The organism is Kribbella turkmenica, from assembly GCF_004348725.1.
GTDB classification, from domain to species: Bacteria; Actinomycetota; Actinomycetes; order Propionibacteriales; family Kribbellaceae; genus Kribbella; species Kribbella turkmenica.
Genome location: NZ_SMKR01000095.1, coordinates 1 through 13,436, shown reverse-complemented (window position 1 = coordinate 13,436; position 13,436 = coordinate 1). Strand labels below are relative to the sequence as shown.

Here is a 13,436-nt window from a genome sequence, read left to right as displayed (position 1 = left end):
GGGTGCCAGGAGCGGTCGACCAATTCATCAGATGTCCGCGCCACCTCTGATGCCCTCCCCTGGGCCTACATCCGCTGAGGAGAAGCGCCATGCCCCACCGACCCCGCACGATGTTCGCACCTCTCGCCGCCGCGGCCACCGCCGCCGCGCTGCTGTTGTCGGCCTGTGGCCCCGGCCCGGCCGAGAAGGCCCAGGACGGCCAGGTGACGCTGCAGATGGTCGAAAGCCTGACCAACCCGACCCGGACGACGCTGCTGAAGAAGCTGATCGCCGACTTCGAGGCGAAGAACTCCGGCGTGAAGGTGCAGCTGATCTCGCCGCCGACCAACCAGGCGGACCAGAAGATCCAGCAGATGCTGCAGTCCGGCAAGGGCGTCGACGTCCTCGAGGTGCGGGACACCACCGTCGGCCCGTTCTCGACCAACAAGTGGATCTACGACATGGCGCCCGACCTCAAGGGCTGGGACGGCCTGCAGGCGCTCACCCCGAACGCGCTGAAGGTCGCCCAGGAGGGCGGCAAGTCGTACATGGTCCCGTACGGCTTCTACGGCCTGTCGCTGTTCTACCGCAAGGACCTCGTCCAGCAGGCCGGGTACAGCGGCCCGCCGAAGAGCTGGACGGAGATGATCGAGCAGGCGAAGAAGATCAACAACCCGTCGAAGAACGTCTACGGGTACTCGTTCCGCGGCGGTCTCGGCGCCGGCGGCAACGCGATCGCGATCATCTCCGGCTACGTGATCGACGAGATCAACCGGGACAACGCGTTCAAGCTGACCAACGGCAAGACGATCTTCTCGTCGCCGAAGGCGGTCGACGCGCTCAACCAGTACGTCGACCTGTTCAAGAACGCCTCACCGCCGTCGTCGGTGAGCTGGGGCTACCCGGAGATGGTGCAGGGCTTCACCTCCGGTACGACGGGCTTCCTGCTGCAGGACCCCGAGGTGATCGCCACCGTGAAGCAGTCCAAGACGATCAAGGAGGACCAGTGGGGTACGGCGCCGCTGCCGGTCGGACCGACCGGCAAGGCGGCGCAGCCGCTGGCGAACGCGGGCTGGGGTGTCGCGCAGGGCAGTGAGCACAAGAAGGAGGCGGTCGAACTGGTGAAGTTCCTGACCTCCGGTGACGCCGCGATGACGTTCTCGAAGGAGAACAGCCTGGTCCCGATCCTGAAGTCGGCCGCCGAGGACCCGTTCTTCAAGGACGGCCCGTGGGCGTCGTACGTGGCGATGAACGAGTCGCCCGACACCTACATCGTGGTCACCCAGCCGCGCGGCGTGCCGTGGTCGACGGAGTGGGGCAACAAGTCCGACTCCGACGTCCAGAAGCTGATCACCGGGAAGGCGCAGCCCGCGGAGATCCTGAAGAACTGGGACGAGTACTGGACCAAGAAGTGGGCCGGGAACTGAACAGATGTCGTTGACCACAACTGATCGAGCGCGGTCGGCACCGGCCGGGGCGGGGAACCGTCCCCGGCCGGCGGGCCGGCGGCGGTTCACCGCGCGGACGGCGCTGGTGCTGTTCGCGTTCATGGTGCCGGCGTTGGTGTTCGTCGGGATGTTCACGTACTACCCGCTGCTGAGCGGGATCCAGATGGCGTTCCGGAACTACAACCTGAACGACCTGTCGGACACGTCCTGGGTCGGCCTGGACAACTTCCGCGCCCTGCTGGACGACGAGATGTTCCGCGGCACGGTCAAGAATTCGGTCGTCTGGGTGGTCGGTTCGCTCGTCCCCCAGTTCCTGATCGGCTTCACGATGGCGATGTGGCTGCGCAGGCGGTTCCGGTTCCGGGGGGTGTACCAGGCGCTGGTGTTCTTCCCGTGGGCGGTTTCGGGCTTCCTGATCGGCATCCTGTTCCGCTGGATGTTCAACGGCGAGTTCGGCGTGGTCAACGACCTGCTGATGAAGTCACACCTGATCGACACCCCGGTGCCGTGGCTGGCGGACGCGCGGTACGCGATGTTCTCCGTGATCGTCGCGAACGTCTGGTACGGCGTGACCTTCTTCGCGATCATGATCCTGGCCGCGCTGCAGGGCGTGCCGGAGGAGTTGTACGAGTCGGCCGCCATCGACGGCGCCGGCAAGGTCCGGACGCTGTTCAGCATCACCATCCCGTCGATCCGGACCACGCTCGCGCTGACCGTGCTGCTGCGGGTGATCTGGATCTTCAACTCGCCCGAGCTCATCTTCGGCATGACCGGGGGCGGCCCGGCGAACGAGACGCACATCGTCACGTCGCACATGATCCAGGTGACCCAGGAGGGTGACTACGGTCGCGCCTCCGCGATGGGCGTGATGGTCGTGTTCGTGCTGATGCTGTTCGCGGTCTTCTACCTGCTGGCGATCCGGCCACGGAAGGGACTCGCATGATCCGCTCGGAAACCCTCGCCGGCCGGATCGTGAAGTTCGGCGGGCTCGGCCTCTGCCTGCTCGTCACGGTCTTCCCCCTGTACTGGATCCTGGTCACGTCCTTCAAGGACCCGGGCACGATCTTCGCGTACCCGTTGAGGTACTGGCCGGAGACCTGGTCGCTGGAGAACTACCGCGGCCTGTTCGACCAGTCGAACTTCGGTGTCTTCATCGGCAACAGCCTGATCGTGTCCACGGTCGCGGCCGCGCTGGCCACGGTGGTCTCGCTGCTGTCGGCGTACGTGCTGGCGCGGTTCGAGTTCGTCTCCAAGGGCGCGGTGATGGGCGCGTTCCTGGTGACGCAGATGATCCCCGGGTTCATCGCGCTCGGCTCGCTCTACATCCTGATGACCCGGTTGTACCTGGTCGACAACCGCTGGGGCCTGGTACTGGTGTACGTCGCGATGTCGATCCCGCTGTGCACCGTGATGCTGCGCGGGTTCTTCGAGAACGTGCCGGCGTCCCTCGAGGAGGCGGCGATGGTGGACGGGTGCTCGCGGCTGTCCGCGTTGTTCCGGGTGCTGGTGCCGGTGATGACGCCGGGGATCGCGGCGTCGTACATCTTCAACTTCGTCAACTGCTGGAACGAGTTGTTCCTCTCGGTGACCCTGCTGAACAGCGACAGCAACAAGACGATCCCGGCCGCGCTGAACGGCTTCATCAGCAGCTACAACATCGACTGGGGGTCGATGTCGGCGGCCGCCGCCCTGAGCATCGTGCCGACGATGATCCTGTTCGCGGTCGCCAGCCGCTACATCGTCGAGGGCCTGACCGCGGGCGCCGTCAAGGAGTGAAGAAAGGCCGGCAGATCCCACACCTGCCACTGCCGGTCGCCGAGTCTCCGGTACGGCGTCTTGCCCGGAGCCGGCGTCTCCGGCGGGCCCCCGACCAGGACAGTCGCCATACCCCGGGAGAGCGGGACCTCGAGGTTGACCGGGAGGTCGTCGAACATGGCGGCGCGGCCCGGGGCGACGGTGAACCGGGTGAGGAACGCGTCCAGACTCTCCTCGTACGGCTTCGGCACCAGGTCGCCGGCGAGGATGTCGAAGACGCCCTCGAAGCAGGCGGTCAGGCCGAGCTGCCGGAGCGCCTGCTCGGCGTGGTACGCCGACCCGTTCGTGTAGACGAACCGGCGACCCGGCAGGGCGCCGAGCGCGGCGGCGAGGTCCGGGTTCGGACTGAGGACGGAGTAGTCGATCTGCCGCTCGAAGCTGAGGAACTCGTGCGGGTCGATGTCGCGCGTGGTCATCGCGCCACGCAGCGAGGTCCCGTACTGAGCGACGAGCTCGGCCTGGATCCGCCGGGCACCGACGACGTCCGTGCCGTAGAACCCGGCCACAGACGACAGGATGCCCTGCGTCACCTGTTCGGCCAGCGCCGAGTCGGCGGGGTAGAGCGTGTTGTCGAGATCCAGCACCCAGGTGTCGATGTCCGCCAGCACGTGTCCAGAGTAGTGACAGACTGGGCACTGTCATCGACGGGAGGACGGGACACGTGGCGACTGCGCTCATCACCGGGCCGGCGACCGGGATCGGACGGGCGTTCGCGGACAAGCTGGCGCTGGAAGGCTTCGACCTGGTGCTCGTCTCGCGGGACGGGGCGCGGCTGAAGGAGACGGCCGCCGAGCTCACCCGCCTGCACGGCGTCGCCTGCGAGGTCGTCACCGCCGACCTGACCGATCCTGACGACCTCGCCCGGGTGGAGGAGCGGTTCCGGACCGGGCCGATCGAGGTCCTGGTGAACAACGCCGGCTTCGGGCAGAAGAAGCCGTTCTGGGCCAACCCGGTCGACGTCGAGGAGAAGCAGTTCGACCTGCTGGTGCGGGTGGTCCTGCGGCTGACGCACGCCGCCGTACTGCCGATGATCGAGCGCGGGTCCGGCGCGGTCATCAACGTGTCGTCGATCGCCGGGTTCCTGCACCGCGGCATGTACAGCGCGCACAAGGCCTGGGTCACGAGCTTCTCGGCCGGGCTGGCGATCGAGCTGCACGCCAAGGGCGTCGCGGTGATGGCGCTGTGCCCGGGGCTGGTGCACACCGAGTTCCACGACCGGATGGGCATGGACAAATCCATCATCCCGTCGTTCATGTGGCTGGAGGCGCCTGACCTGGTCGACGCGGCCTGGAAGGACCTGATGCGCGGCAAGTCGATCTCGGTTCCGACCTACCGCTACAAGCTCCTCACCGCCGCCGCCCGGTACATCCCCCGCACCCTGATCGCCCGCGTCTCCACCACCGGACTGGACGGCCGCCGCCGCGCCTGAGCGATCTCGGTCCAACCAACTCGCCGGTGCGTGCGTCCAAACGGGCACATCGAGGGAAAGGGCCGCGGGCGTGGACGGACGGCGAATGTGGCGGGTCGCCGCGGTGGCAGGGGTGGTGACGGCCCTCGGTCTGGTGGCCTGCGGCAATGAAACCGGCGGGGGGCGCCCGCGGGAAAGGCGGGTCCGACGCCGAGCGCGACACTCGGTACGACGCCGAGCGCGACGCCAGAGCGGTCGGTGCCCGAGCCGGTGCAGACGCCAACGGTGGCGCCGACGATGGCGCCGGCACCGACCGCGAAGCCGGTGGTGACGGCGCGGTTGCGCACGTCGATGCTGTTGACCGGGCCCGAGGTCGCCACGGCGGATCCCGGCCGCGGCTGGGTCGTGACCAAGGCGTCCGCGGACCCGATCTGCGGCCCGTCGTCGACGCGCGGCACCGGGGTCCGCGGCAGCCTGAACCGCAACTTCACCACCGGGCTGGACGCGTCCGGCGGCCAGTGGCTGACTCGGTACGACGATGCGCGCGCGGCCGCAACGGCGACGGCAGGATCGTCGCGACCATCAAGTCCTGCACGGCGCTCGATCCCGTGCCGACCCACGCGCGCAAGCTGACGGAGAACCGGACGCTGCCGCTCGGCGACGCGACCGCGATCGTGCGCTGGTACGACTACCCGCTCCCGTCGGACCCCGGCAGCGAGCCCGGTGGCTTCCCGTACGCCGTCACCCGCAAGGGCAACGTCGTCTCGGTGCTGGCGTTCCGCGAGATGGGCGACGGCGTGCGGCCGGCCACCTTCGAGAAGCTCGCCCGGGCCGCGGCCGGGCGGCTCGGCTGAGTCAGAGCTTCTCCGCGACCTCGGTCAGGACGGCGAGAGTCGCGGTCACGAGCGGATGGCCGGCCCGGCTCTGGCGAACGGCGGCGTACACGCGCCGGGTCGGGACCGGCTCGGTCAGGGGGAGGGTGACGGCGAGCGCGGGGACGGCGAGGCGGGGAACCAGCGAGACGCCGGCACCGGCCGCGACCAGCGCGGCAACAGCCCGGAAGTCGTCGGACTGGTGGACGACGCGAGGTTCGAAACCGGCCTGTTCGCAGGCGAGCAGGACGACGTCGCGGATCGGGTTGCCCGGTGACGGCATCACCCAGGAATCGCCGGCCAGCATCGGCAGCTCGATCAGTTCGGCCGCGGCGGCCGGGTGGCCGGCTGGCAGTACGGCGACGAACGGCTCGGCGTACAAGGGGATCCGGACCAGCCGCCGGTCGTCCGGACGGGGTGAGCCGCGGTGCTCGACGGCGATGGCAACGTCCGCGTCGCCGTCGAGCAGCTGGGTGATCCCCTGATGGCCCTCGGCGTCGCGGATGACGGGGTCGAGACCTGGGTTCGTCTCCCGCAGGCGGGCCAGCGCCGGGGCGACGAGCAGGCTGATCGCGGTCGCGAAGGCGGTGATCCGGACCTCGCCGGTCGCGCCGTTCGCGTGCAGCCGCATCGCGTCCTCGGCCCGCTCGACCTCGGTCAGGATCGTGTCGGTGTGGGTGAGCAGCAGGCGGCCGGCAGAAGTGATCGCGACCCGGCGGCCGCGCCGTTCGAGCAGCTCCTGGCCGACCTCGGACTCCAGGGCCGCCAGCTGCTGCGAGACCGCCGAGGGCGTCAGGTGCAGCACCTCGGCGGCCGCGGTCACGGTGCCGTGATCAGCAAGCGCGCGCAGCACTCGCAACCTTCGTACCTCGATCACGGACCTCAGCTTCGCACAGCTCGTGCTCCGCACCGGTCACCAGCGCCGGCGCCGGACGCGGCTCCACCGGTACTTCCTGCGGCGGCACCGGCATCGGCTCCACAGGCAGCGGCTGCACCGGCCGGCGCTGCAGCAGACGGCGTACGGCGCGGAGTGGGTGGCGCCGCGGACGCTGCGGCGCCGGCGGGATGATCGGAGCGTTCGGGAAGGCCGAGTGGGTCTCCTCGTGGATGGTCTTGAGCACGTTGTAGGGGACGTAGATCACGGTTTTCCTTTCGTCCCTTCGACCGTACGAACTGACCCGTCATGCGTCCAATGAAAACTTCTCGCAGAGTTGATGTGTTTGGTGCATGATTAACGGATGGAACTGCGTCAGCTCAGGTCGTTCGTCGTGGTCGCGGAGGAGATGAACGTCGGCCGGGCCGCGACCCGGCTGCATCTCACCCAGCCGTCGCTCAGCCGGCAGATCGCCGCGCTCGAGCACGATCTGGGCGTCGAACTCTTCGCCCGGGTCAAGCGCCGGTTCGTGCTGACCACGGCCGGGGCCAGTTTTCTCGCCGACGCGCAGGACCTGCTGCGCAGAGCGGACGAGGCCGTCCGCACGGCGCAGCGGACGCAGCGCGGCGAGCTCGGGACGTTGCGGTTGCGCTTCGTCCAGTCGGCGACGTTCGAGGTGCTGCCGCGACTGCTGAGCGCGTTCCGGGAGGCGTACCCGGAGGTCGTGCTCGACCTGGAGAGCATCACGACCATCCGGCAGACCGAGGCGTTGCGCGACGGCCGGATCGACGTCGGCCTGATGCGCCCGACCACGCCCGAGGGTGCGCGGGCCACAGCAGCGCGGACCGAAGGGCTGCTGACGCGGGTGGTGTCGAACGACCCGCTGGTGGCCGTGCTCCCGGCACGCCACCGGTTGGTACGGCGCAAGCGCATCCGGCTCGCGGAGCTGGCCGACGACCCGTTCGTCTTCTACACCCGGGCGAGCGGACCCGCCGTGCACGACTCGCTCGTCGGCTACTGCCGGGCGGCCGGGTACACGCCGCGGATCGAGCAGGAAGCCGCCGACGTGCAGACGATCGTCTCGCTGGTCGCCGCCGGCCTCGGGGTCTCGCTCCTCATCGGCCCGACGCCGCCGACGAACCCGGACGCGGTGGTGTACCGCGAGTTGTCCGACGACCTACCACCTTGGCAACTCTCGGTTGCCTGGTCGCCGGACAACCGGTCCCCGGTGCTCGCCCGCTTCCTCGACCTGCTCTGACCAGCCGAAGGTGTCCGGGTCGGCTCAGCCGAAGGTGTCCGGGTCGCCGCCGGTACGGACGCCGGTCTCGAGGTCCGCGATCGCGGCCATGTCGTCGTTGTCGAGCTGGAAGTCGAAGACCTCGAAGTTCTCCTGGATCCGGCTCGGCGTCTTCGACTTCGGGATCACCACGTTGCCGAGCTGCAGGTGCCAGCGGATGACCACCTGGGCCGGCGTCTTGCCGTGCTTGTCGGCCAGCGTCTTCAGCGCCGGCTGACCGAGCAGCTCACCCTGCGCCAATGGGCTCCACGCCTGGGTGACGATGTCGTTCTCGGCGTTGAACGCGCGCAGCTCGTCCTGCGGGAGCGCCGGGTGCAGCTCGATCTGGTTCACCGCCGGCCGGATCGTGGTCTCCTCGAACAGCCGCCGCAGCGCCGGCTCGTGGAAGTTCGACACGCCGATCGCGCGGATCCGCTTGTCGGCGTACAGCTGCTCGAACGCCTTCCAGGTCTCGACGTACTTGTCCTTCTTCAGCGACTGCCAGTGGATCAGGTAGAGGTCGACGTACTCGAGGCCGAGCCGCTCCAGGCTCTTGTCGAACGCCGCCAGGGTGGTGTCGTAGCCCTGGTCGCTGTTCCACAGCTTGGTGGTGATGAAGAGTTCGTCGCGGGGCAGGCCCGACGCGGCGATCGCGCGCCCGACGCCGGCCTCGTTGCCGTAGATGGCCGCCGTGTCGATGTGCCGGTAGCCGGTCTCGAACGCGGCCGTGACGACGTCGGTGACGATCTCGTCCTCGATCTGCCAGACCCCCAGGCCCAGCTGCGGGATCTCGACACCGTTGTCCAGAGTGATGGTGGGGACTGTGCTCATTCGTCTATTCCACCGGGCCGTGGCGTTCCGGCCCAGTCATCCGACGTGTGACAACAACCTCATCAACTGGCCGTAACCACCTCGTAGGTCTTCGCATTGCGCTCCAGGAACCGCAGCAGCCCCGCTCCCTCGCGCTCCAGCTCGGCCGCGGTCTTCTTCGCCGTCCGCCCGAACGGGGTCAGCGTGAGAGTGGCCACACCACGCTTCGTCGCCGCGGTCCACAGGCCGGCGACCAGGCCGTCGACCGTGTAGGTCGCCTTCACCCGGAGGTTCTTGGTGAACACAGCCGGCTTGTGCTCGTCGGCGATGATCCGCTCGCGCCTGGCGTGCGCGAGCAACAGGTTGTCGAACTCGGGCAGGAACCGCACCGGCGCGGGGGTGCCCGGATCCGGCCGGGGACCGTCGGGTACGTCGTACAGCGTCTTGCCGGCCTCGTCGGTGAACTGCTCGAGCTCGAGTTCGTCGAACACCGGCTTCGCTTTCGGCAGGCCGGACCAGGTCTGGAAGTCGGCGGGGGTCGCCGGACCGAAGGCCTGCAGGTACCGGGTGACGAGTTCCTCGGGGACGGGCCGGGTGTGCAGCCTGGCGTCCAGCCATGCGTCGGCCAGGGCGAACTTCGGGTTGGCCGGCCAGCCCCAGCGGGTGCCGGTCGGGTAGATCACCAGCGGCACCATCATCCGGGTGCAGAACCCGAGCGCCCGCTCGTTCACCGCCGGGAACTCCCGTTGCAACGCGTCCCGCACCTCGGTGAAGGTCAACGGTTCCTTCGCCAGCAGTTTCTCCGCCGCCGTCACCACCTTCGCCGGTTCGAGACCCTCCGCGCGCTCCTTCAACATCCGGAGCCCCGCCTCGAGCACCGGCGCCAACGTCGTCCTGAACCGCAGGTAATCCGCCGCGGTCACCAGGTGCAGCGTCCCCCGGAAGAGCGTCGCCCGCACAACCTGCCGCTCCTCAACCGCCTGATCCAGCTCCCGTTCCTCGAATCCGGAGACCCGGGACCACAACCCGACGTACGGATGTTTCGCCTCCTGCCCCTGCATCCCGACCAGCCGCCGGACGGCCTCCACCACCGGCACGTCCGCGCGCTCCGACAACATCTGCCGCGCAAGCGTCGCCCGGTTGACCGCCTTCGCACTCAGGACCGCCATGCAGGCATCCTGCCGGGCGGCACCGACAAAGTCAGCTGTAGTCCTTCTCGTCGTACTTCGGCAGGCCGAGGAGACGTCGAATCTCGGCGGCGGGAGCTTTGCCACTCTGCGCCGAGGCGAGCTTCACGTGCCGGGCCATCTCCGCGAGGCTGTCCGCGTCGGCGACCTTCAGCCAGTGCGGCCGGGCGGCGGCGTCGGCCGCAGCCAACGCTCTGACCTGCTTGTCGACCTTGGCCGGCCAGGTGATGGCCAGCAGTTGCTCGGACTCGGCCTGGTTGGCCACGGCGACCGCTCGTGCTCGCGCTCGCAGGGTGGCGACCGAGGAGCCGTTGTTGGCGGCCTTCTCGAACCGCTCCAGGGCGACGTTGTACGGCCGGGTCACTTGCAGGTACCGCTTTCCTGCCGCAGCCAGACTCATCGGTGCCGGCGTAGCCCGCACCACCGGCGCCGTCCGCGCCGGACTCGGCGTCACACTCGGCGAAGCCGCCGTACTCGTCGAGACCGCGACCGGTGTCTCACCGCCCCCACCACATCCTGCGACGACCAGCATCCCCACAACCGCAGCCGCGACCAAGATCCGACGCATGACCCTCCCTCACCCGGACGAACCGGATCACCTTAGCCCCGCCGGAAACGCAGCTGTCCCGGAAGATCCCGGAGGGACCTCCCGCGGATCCCCACCAAGCCGGCGCGGCGCGACTTCGACGAACGTGGCGGCGTTACTCGTGGCCGGGTGACGCGACGGCAAGGGAGTTGCGGCGGCAGGCGTCCGCCAGCCGGTCGTCGTAGGTGACGACAAGGTCGGCATCGATCAAAACCGCCGTCGCAAGGTGGATGGCATCGAGACTCCTCGGCACCAGCGGCTCGATCCGTCGAGCGACGCTGACGACGTCGGCGGTCATCGGCCGTTCGTCGATGCCTGACATCGCCCCATCGATCAGATCGCCGGCACTCGCCGGCTCCTCGACGCGCGCCAGCACGGCGCGGGATATTTCGACCCAGGCGAGCGACGACGATGCCAAGAGGTCGGCTTCCTGGTAGTGCGCATCGAGGAAGTCCACCAGTTCGGTGGACTCCTGTTCCACGATCACCCGCTTGATCAGTGCGCTGCTGTCCACGTAGACACGCATCAGAAGCGGTCGTCCCGGTCGAGCAGATCGAGACTGTCGGTGCCCTTCGGGAGACGAAGCCGTGGCGCCACCTTGCGATAGGCCACTCGTGCCGGACGGACGACCTGCGCCGCCCTGGCCCGTTCTCTGTCGGATGCGGACGAGTCGTCCTCGACCAGGTGCAGGTGACGGGTGAGAGCTTCCCGGACGATCTCCTGCTGCGACCTGCCCGTGCGCTCCGCCTCGGCCTGCAGCGCCGACGCGGTCTCGGGGCTGAGCCTCAGATTCATCGCCATGTGCTCATGGTACCGAGATCGGTACCATGAGCGGCACCGATCAGTCTCAGGTCAGTGCGGTGCGGGCGTCGATGAAGGCGGTGACGGCGCGTTCCACGTCCTCGGTGGAGTGGGCGGCCGAGAGCTGGACCCGGATGCGGGCCTTGCCGTGGGGGACGACGGGGTAGGAGAAACCGATGACGTAGACGCCGAGGTCGAGGAGTTTGTCGGCGAGGCGGCCGGCTTCGGCGGCGTCGCCGATCATGACGGGGGAGATGGGGTGGGCACCCGGCAGTACGTCGAAGCCGGCCTCGGTCATCTCGGTGCGAAAGAGCTTGGTGTTGGCGGTCAGCTTGTCGCGCAGGTCGCTCGAGCCGCCGATCAGCTCGAGCGCCTTCAGCGACGCCGCGGTCACCGACGGGGCCAGCGAGTTCGAGAACAGGTACGGGCGGGACCGCTGGCGGAGCAGTTCGACGATCTCGCGGCGGCCCGAGACGTAGCCGCCGGACGCACCGCCGAGGGCCTTGCCCAAGGTGCCGGTGATCACGTCGACGCGGTCCTTCACGCCGAACAGCGACGGCGTGCCGGCGCCGTCCGGGCCGACGAAGCCGACCGCGTGCGAGTCGTCCACCATGACGAGCGCGTCGTACCGCTCGGCCAGGTCGCAGATCTCGTCGAGCGGGGCGACGTACCCGTCCATGGAGAACACGCCGTCGGTGGCGATCAGCCGGTAGCGGGCGCCGGCCGCCTCCTTGAGCTGGGCCTCCAGGTCGGCCATGTCGCGGTTCTTGTAGCGGAAGCGGCGCGCCTTCGACAGCCGGATGCCGTCGATGATGCTGGCGTGGTTGAGCTCGTCGGAGATGACCGCGTCCTCGGCGCCGAGCAGCGTCTCGAACAGGCCCCCGTTGGCGTCGAAGCAGGAGCTGTAGAGGATGGTGTCCTCGCTGCCGAGGAAGTTGCTCAGGGCATCTTCCAGGTCCTTGTGGATCTGCTGGGTGCCGCAGATGAAGCGCACCGACGCCATCCCGAAACCCCACGCGTCGAGGGCGGCGCGGGCGGCCGCGATCACCTCGGGGTGGTCGGCCAGGCCGAGGTAGTTGTTGGCGCAGAAGTTCAGTACCTCCTTGCCGTTGGCGACGGAAATCAGGGACTGCTGAGGTGAGGTGATCACCCGCTCGGACTTGTACAGCCCGGCGTCCCGGATCTCGCCGATGGTCGCCGTCAGGTCGTCCCGCATCCGCCCGAACATCAGTGCTTCTCCTCCAGGGATTCTGTCGTCCAGTCCATGATCACCTTGCCGCACTGCCCCTGCCGGGCGACGTCGAAGGCGCGCTCGAAGTCGCCGTACCCGAACCGGTGGGTGATCACCGGGGTCAGGTCCAGGCCGCGTTCCAGCATCACCGACATCGAGTACCAGGTCTCGAACATCTCCCGGCCGTAGATGCCCTTGATCGTCAGCATGTTGAGCACCACCGTGCTCCAGTCGATCGCGATCTCGTCCGACGGCAGCCCGAGCATCGCGATCCGGCCGCCGTGGGTCATGTTCGCGATCATGTCCCGGAGCGCGGCCGGCTGCCCGGACATCTCCATCCCGACGTCGAACCCCTCGCGCATGCCGAGGCTCTGCTGCGCGTCGGCGATCGACTCCTCGCCGACGTTGACCGCGCGGGTGACGCCGATCTTCCGGGCCAGGTCCAGCCGGTACTCCGACAGGTCGGTGACCACCACGTTCCGCGCACCGGCGTGCAGCGCGACCGCGGCGGCCATCACGCCGATCGGCCCGGCGCCGGTGATCAGCACGTCCTCGCCGACCAGCGGGAACGACAGCGCGGTGTGGACGGCGTTGCCGAACGGGTCGAAGATCGCGGCCACGTCCAGGTCGACCGGGTCCTTGTGGACCCACGCGTTGCTCGCGGGCAGGGCGACGTACTCCGCGAACGCCCCCGGCACGTGGACGCCGAGGCCGCGGGTCTCGATGCAGAGGTGGCGGCGGCCGGCCCGGCAGTTGCGGCAGCGGCCGCAGACCAGGTGACCCTCGCCGCTGACCAGGTCGCCGACGGCGACGTCGCGGACGCCGACGCCGATCTCGACCACCTCGCCGACGAACTCGTGGCCGGTGACCATCGGGACCGGGACGTTCTTCTGCGCCCAGTGGTCCCAGCTCTGGATGTGCAGATCGGTGCCGCACAGCCCCGCGCGGAGCACCTTGATCAGCACCTCGTCGGCCTCGATCTCGGGCTCGGGGACGTCCTGCAACCACAGACCGGGCTTCGCCTCGGCCTTGACCAGCGCCTTCACAGCACACCTCCACCTTCGACGATCGTCCACATCGTCGTCCCGGGCAACCACCGGCGTCCATCGACACGTCGTACACAGCCTTTGCAGTTGATCTGCATACTTG

At 68.7% G+C, this 13,436-nt stretch carries 17 protein-coding genes; 7 read left to right on the top strand and 10 right to left on the bottom strand.

What is annotated here, in order from left to right; genetic code table 11:
* Window positions 1-89 precede the first annotated feature (89 nt).
* The 3 genes from E1218_RS21375 to E1218_RS21365 are packed head-to-tail and all read left to right on the top strand — an operon-like array spanning window position 90 to window position 3,203.
* Window positions 90-1,406, top strand: coding sequence for an ABC transporter substrate-binding protein (locus E1218_RS21375; RefSeq protein WP_202866123.1), 1,317 nt, complete (start codon window positions 90-92; stop codon window positions 1,404-1,406).
* Between the two features lie 4 nt (window positions 1,407-1,410).
* Window positions 1,411-2,370, top strand: a complete 960-nt coding sequence (locus E1218_RS21370; protein WP_132322862.1) for a carbohydrate ABC transporter permease — start codon at window positions 1,411-1,413, stop codon at window positions 2,368-2,370.
* Window positions 2,367-3,203 (top strand): carbohydrate ABC transporter permease, encoded by an 837-nt coding sequence (locus E1218_RS21365; protein ID WP_132322860.1) that lies wholly within the window; start codon window positions 2,367-2,369, stop codon window positions 3,201-3,203. The genes E1218_RS21370 and E1218_RS21365 overlap by 4 nt, the downstream gene beginning before the upstream one ends.
* On the opposite strand, the gene E1218_RS21360 is transcribed toward E1218_RS21365, so the two are convergent.
* A complete protein-coding gene (locus E1218_RS21360) occupies window positions 3,161-3,850 on the bottom strand; it encodes an HAD-IA family hydrolase (protein WP_132322858.1) in 690 nt (229 codons plus the stop codon). The two genes, E1218_RS21365 and E1218_RS21360, sit on opposite strands and share 43 nt — an antisense overlap.
* 53 nt (window positions 3,851-3,903) lie before the next feature.
* Here E1218_RS21360 and E1218_RS21355 point away from each other — a divergent pair, with 53 nt between their 5' ends.
* From E1218_RS21355 to E1218_RS21345, 3 genes are all read left to right on the top strand, one after another.
* A complete protein-coding gene (locus E1218_RS21355; protein WP_132322856.1) occupies window positions 3,904-4,671 on the top strand; it encodes an SDR family NAD(P)-dependent oxidoreductase in 768 nt (255 codons plus the stop codon).
* A gap of 249 nt (window positions 4,672-4,920) precedes the next feature.
* A complete protein-coding gene (locus E1218_RS21350) occupies window positions 4,921-5,283 on the top strand; it encodes a hypothetical protein (RefSeq protein WP_165949362.1) in 363 nt (120 codons plus the stop codon).
* The gene (locus E1218_RS21345; RefSeq protein WP_132322852.1) at window positions 5,259-5,504 is read left to right on the top strand and encodes a hypothetical protein; all 246 of its coding nucleotides are present in this window, start codon (window positions 5,259-5,261) and stop codon (window positions 5,502-5,504) included. Before E1218_RS21350 ends, E1218_RS21345 begins: the two co-directional genes overlap by 25 nt.
* Before the next feature lies 1 nt (window position 5,505).
* Here E1218_RS21345 and E1218_RS21340 read toward each other — a convergent pair whose 3' ends face one another.
* Entirely contained in the window at window positions 5,506-6,399 is an 894-nt protein-coding gene (locus E1218_RS21340) for a LysR family transcriptional regulator (RefSeq protein WP_132322850.1), read from the bottom strand.
* Window positions 6,356-6,664: a hypothetical protein gene (locus E1218_RS21335; RefSeq protein ID WP_132322848.1), complete on the bottom strand. Its 309-nt coding sequence runs from the start codon at window positions 6,662-6,664 to the stop codon at window positions 6,356-6,358. The genes E1218_RS21340 and E1218_RS21335 overlap by 44 nt, the downstream gene beginning before the upstream one ends.
* A gap of 96 nt (window positions 6,665-6,760) precedes the next feature.
* Between E1218_RS21335 and E1218_RS21330 the strand changes: the two genes are divergently transcribed.
* On the top strand, window positions 6,761-7,654 hold the full coding sequence (locus E1218_RS21330; RefSeq protein WP_132322846.1) for a LysR family transcriptional regulator: 894 nt from the start codon (window positions 6,761-6,763) through the stop codon (window positions 7,652-7,654).
* A gap of 24 nt (window positions 7,655-7,678) precedes the next feature.
* Here E1218_RS21330 and E1218_RS21325 read toward each other — a convergent pair whose 3' ends face one another.
* The 7 genes from E1218_RS21325 to tdh form a co-directional block, all read right to left on the bottom strand.
* Window positions 7,679-8,503, bottom strand: coding sequence for an aldo/keto reductase (locus E1218_RS21325; protein ID WP_132322844.1), 825 nt, complete (start codon window positions 8,501-8,503; stop codon window positions 7,679-7,681).
* Window positions 8,504-8,565: 62 nt separating this feature from the next.
* Window positions 8,566-9,651, bottom strand: a complete 1,086-nt coding sequence (locus tag E1218_RS21320; RefSeq protein ID WP_132322842.1) for a winged helix DNA-binding domain-containing protein — start codon at window positions 9,649-9,651, stop codon at window positions 8,566-8,568.
* Between the two features lie 31 nt (window positions 9,652-9,682).
* A complete protein-coding gene (locus tag E1218_RS21315) occupies window positions 9,683-10,237 on the bottom strand; it encodes a hypothetical protein (protein ID WP_132322840.1) in 555 nt (184 codons plus the stop codon).
* Window positions 10,238-10,370: 133 nt separating this feature from the next.
* Window positions 10,371-10,781 carry a type II toxin-antitoxin system VapC family toxin gene (locus E1218_RS21310; RefSeq protein ID WP_132322838.1) on the bottom strand — a complete coding sequence of 137 codons (411 nt, stop codon included), beginning with the start codon at window positions 10,779-10,781 and terminating at the stop codon, window positions 10,371-10,373.
* Window positions 10,781-11,056, bottom strand: a complete 276-nt coding sequence (locus E1218_RS21305) for a ribbon-helix-helix protein, CopG family (protein WP_132322836.1) — start codon at window positions 11,054-11,056, stop codon at window positions 10,781-10,783. The genes E1218_RS21310 and E1218_RS21305 overlap by 1 nt, the downstream gene beginning before the upstream one ends.
* Window positions 11,057-11,102: 46 nt before the next feature.
* A complete protein-coding gene (locus tag E1218_RS21300; RefSeq protein WP_233712365.1) occupies window positions 11,103-12,272 on the bottom strand; it encodes a glycine C-acetyltransferase in 1,170 nt (389 codons plus the stop codon).
* Window positions 12,273-12,283: 11 nt separating this feature from the next.
* Window positions 12,284-13,333: an L-threonine 3-dehydrogenase gene (gene tdh, locus E1218_RS21295; protein ID WP_132322832.1), complete on the bottom strand. Its 1,050-nt coding sequence runs from the start codon at window positions 13,331-13,333 to the stop codon at window positions 12,284-12,286.
* Window positions 13,334-13,436 lie beyond the last annotated feature (103 nt).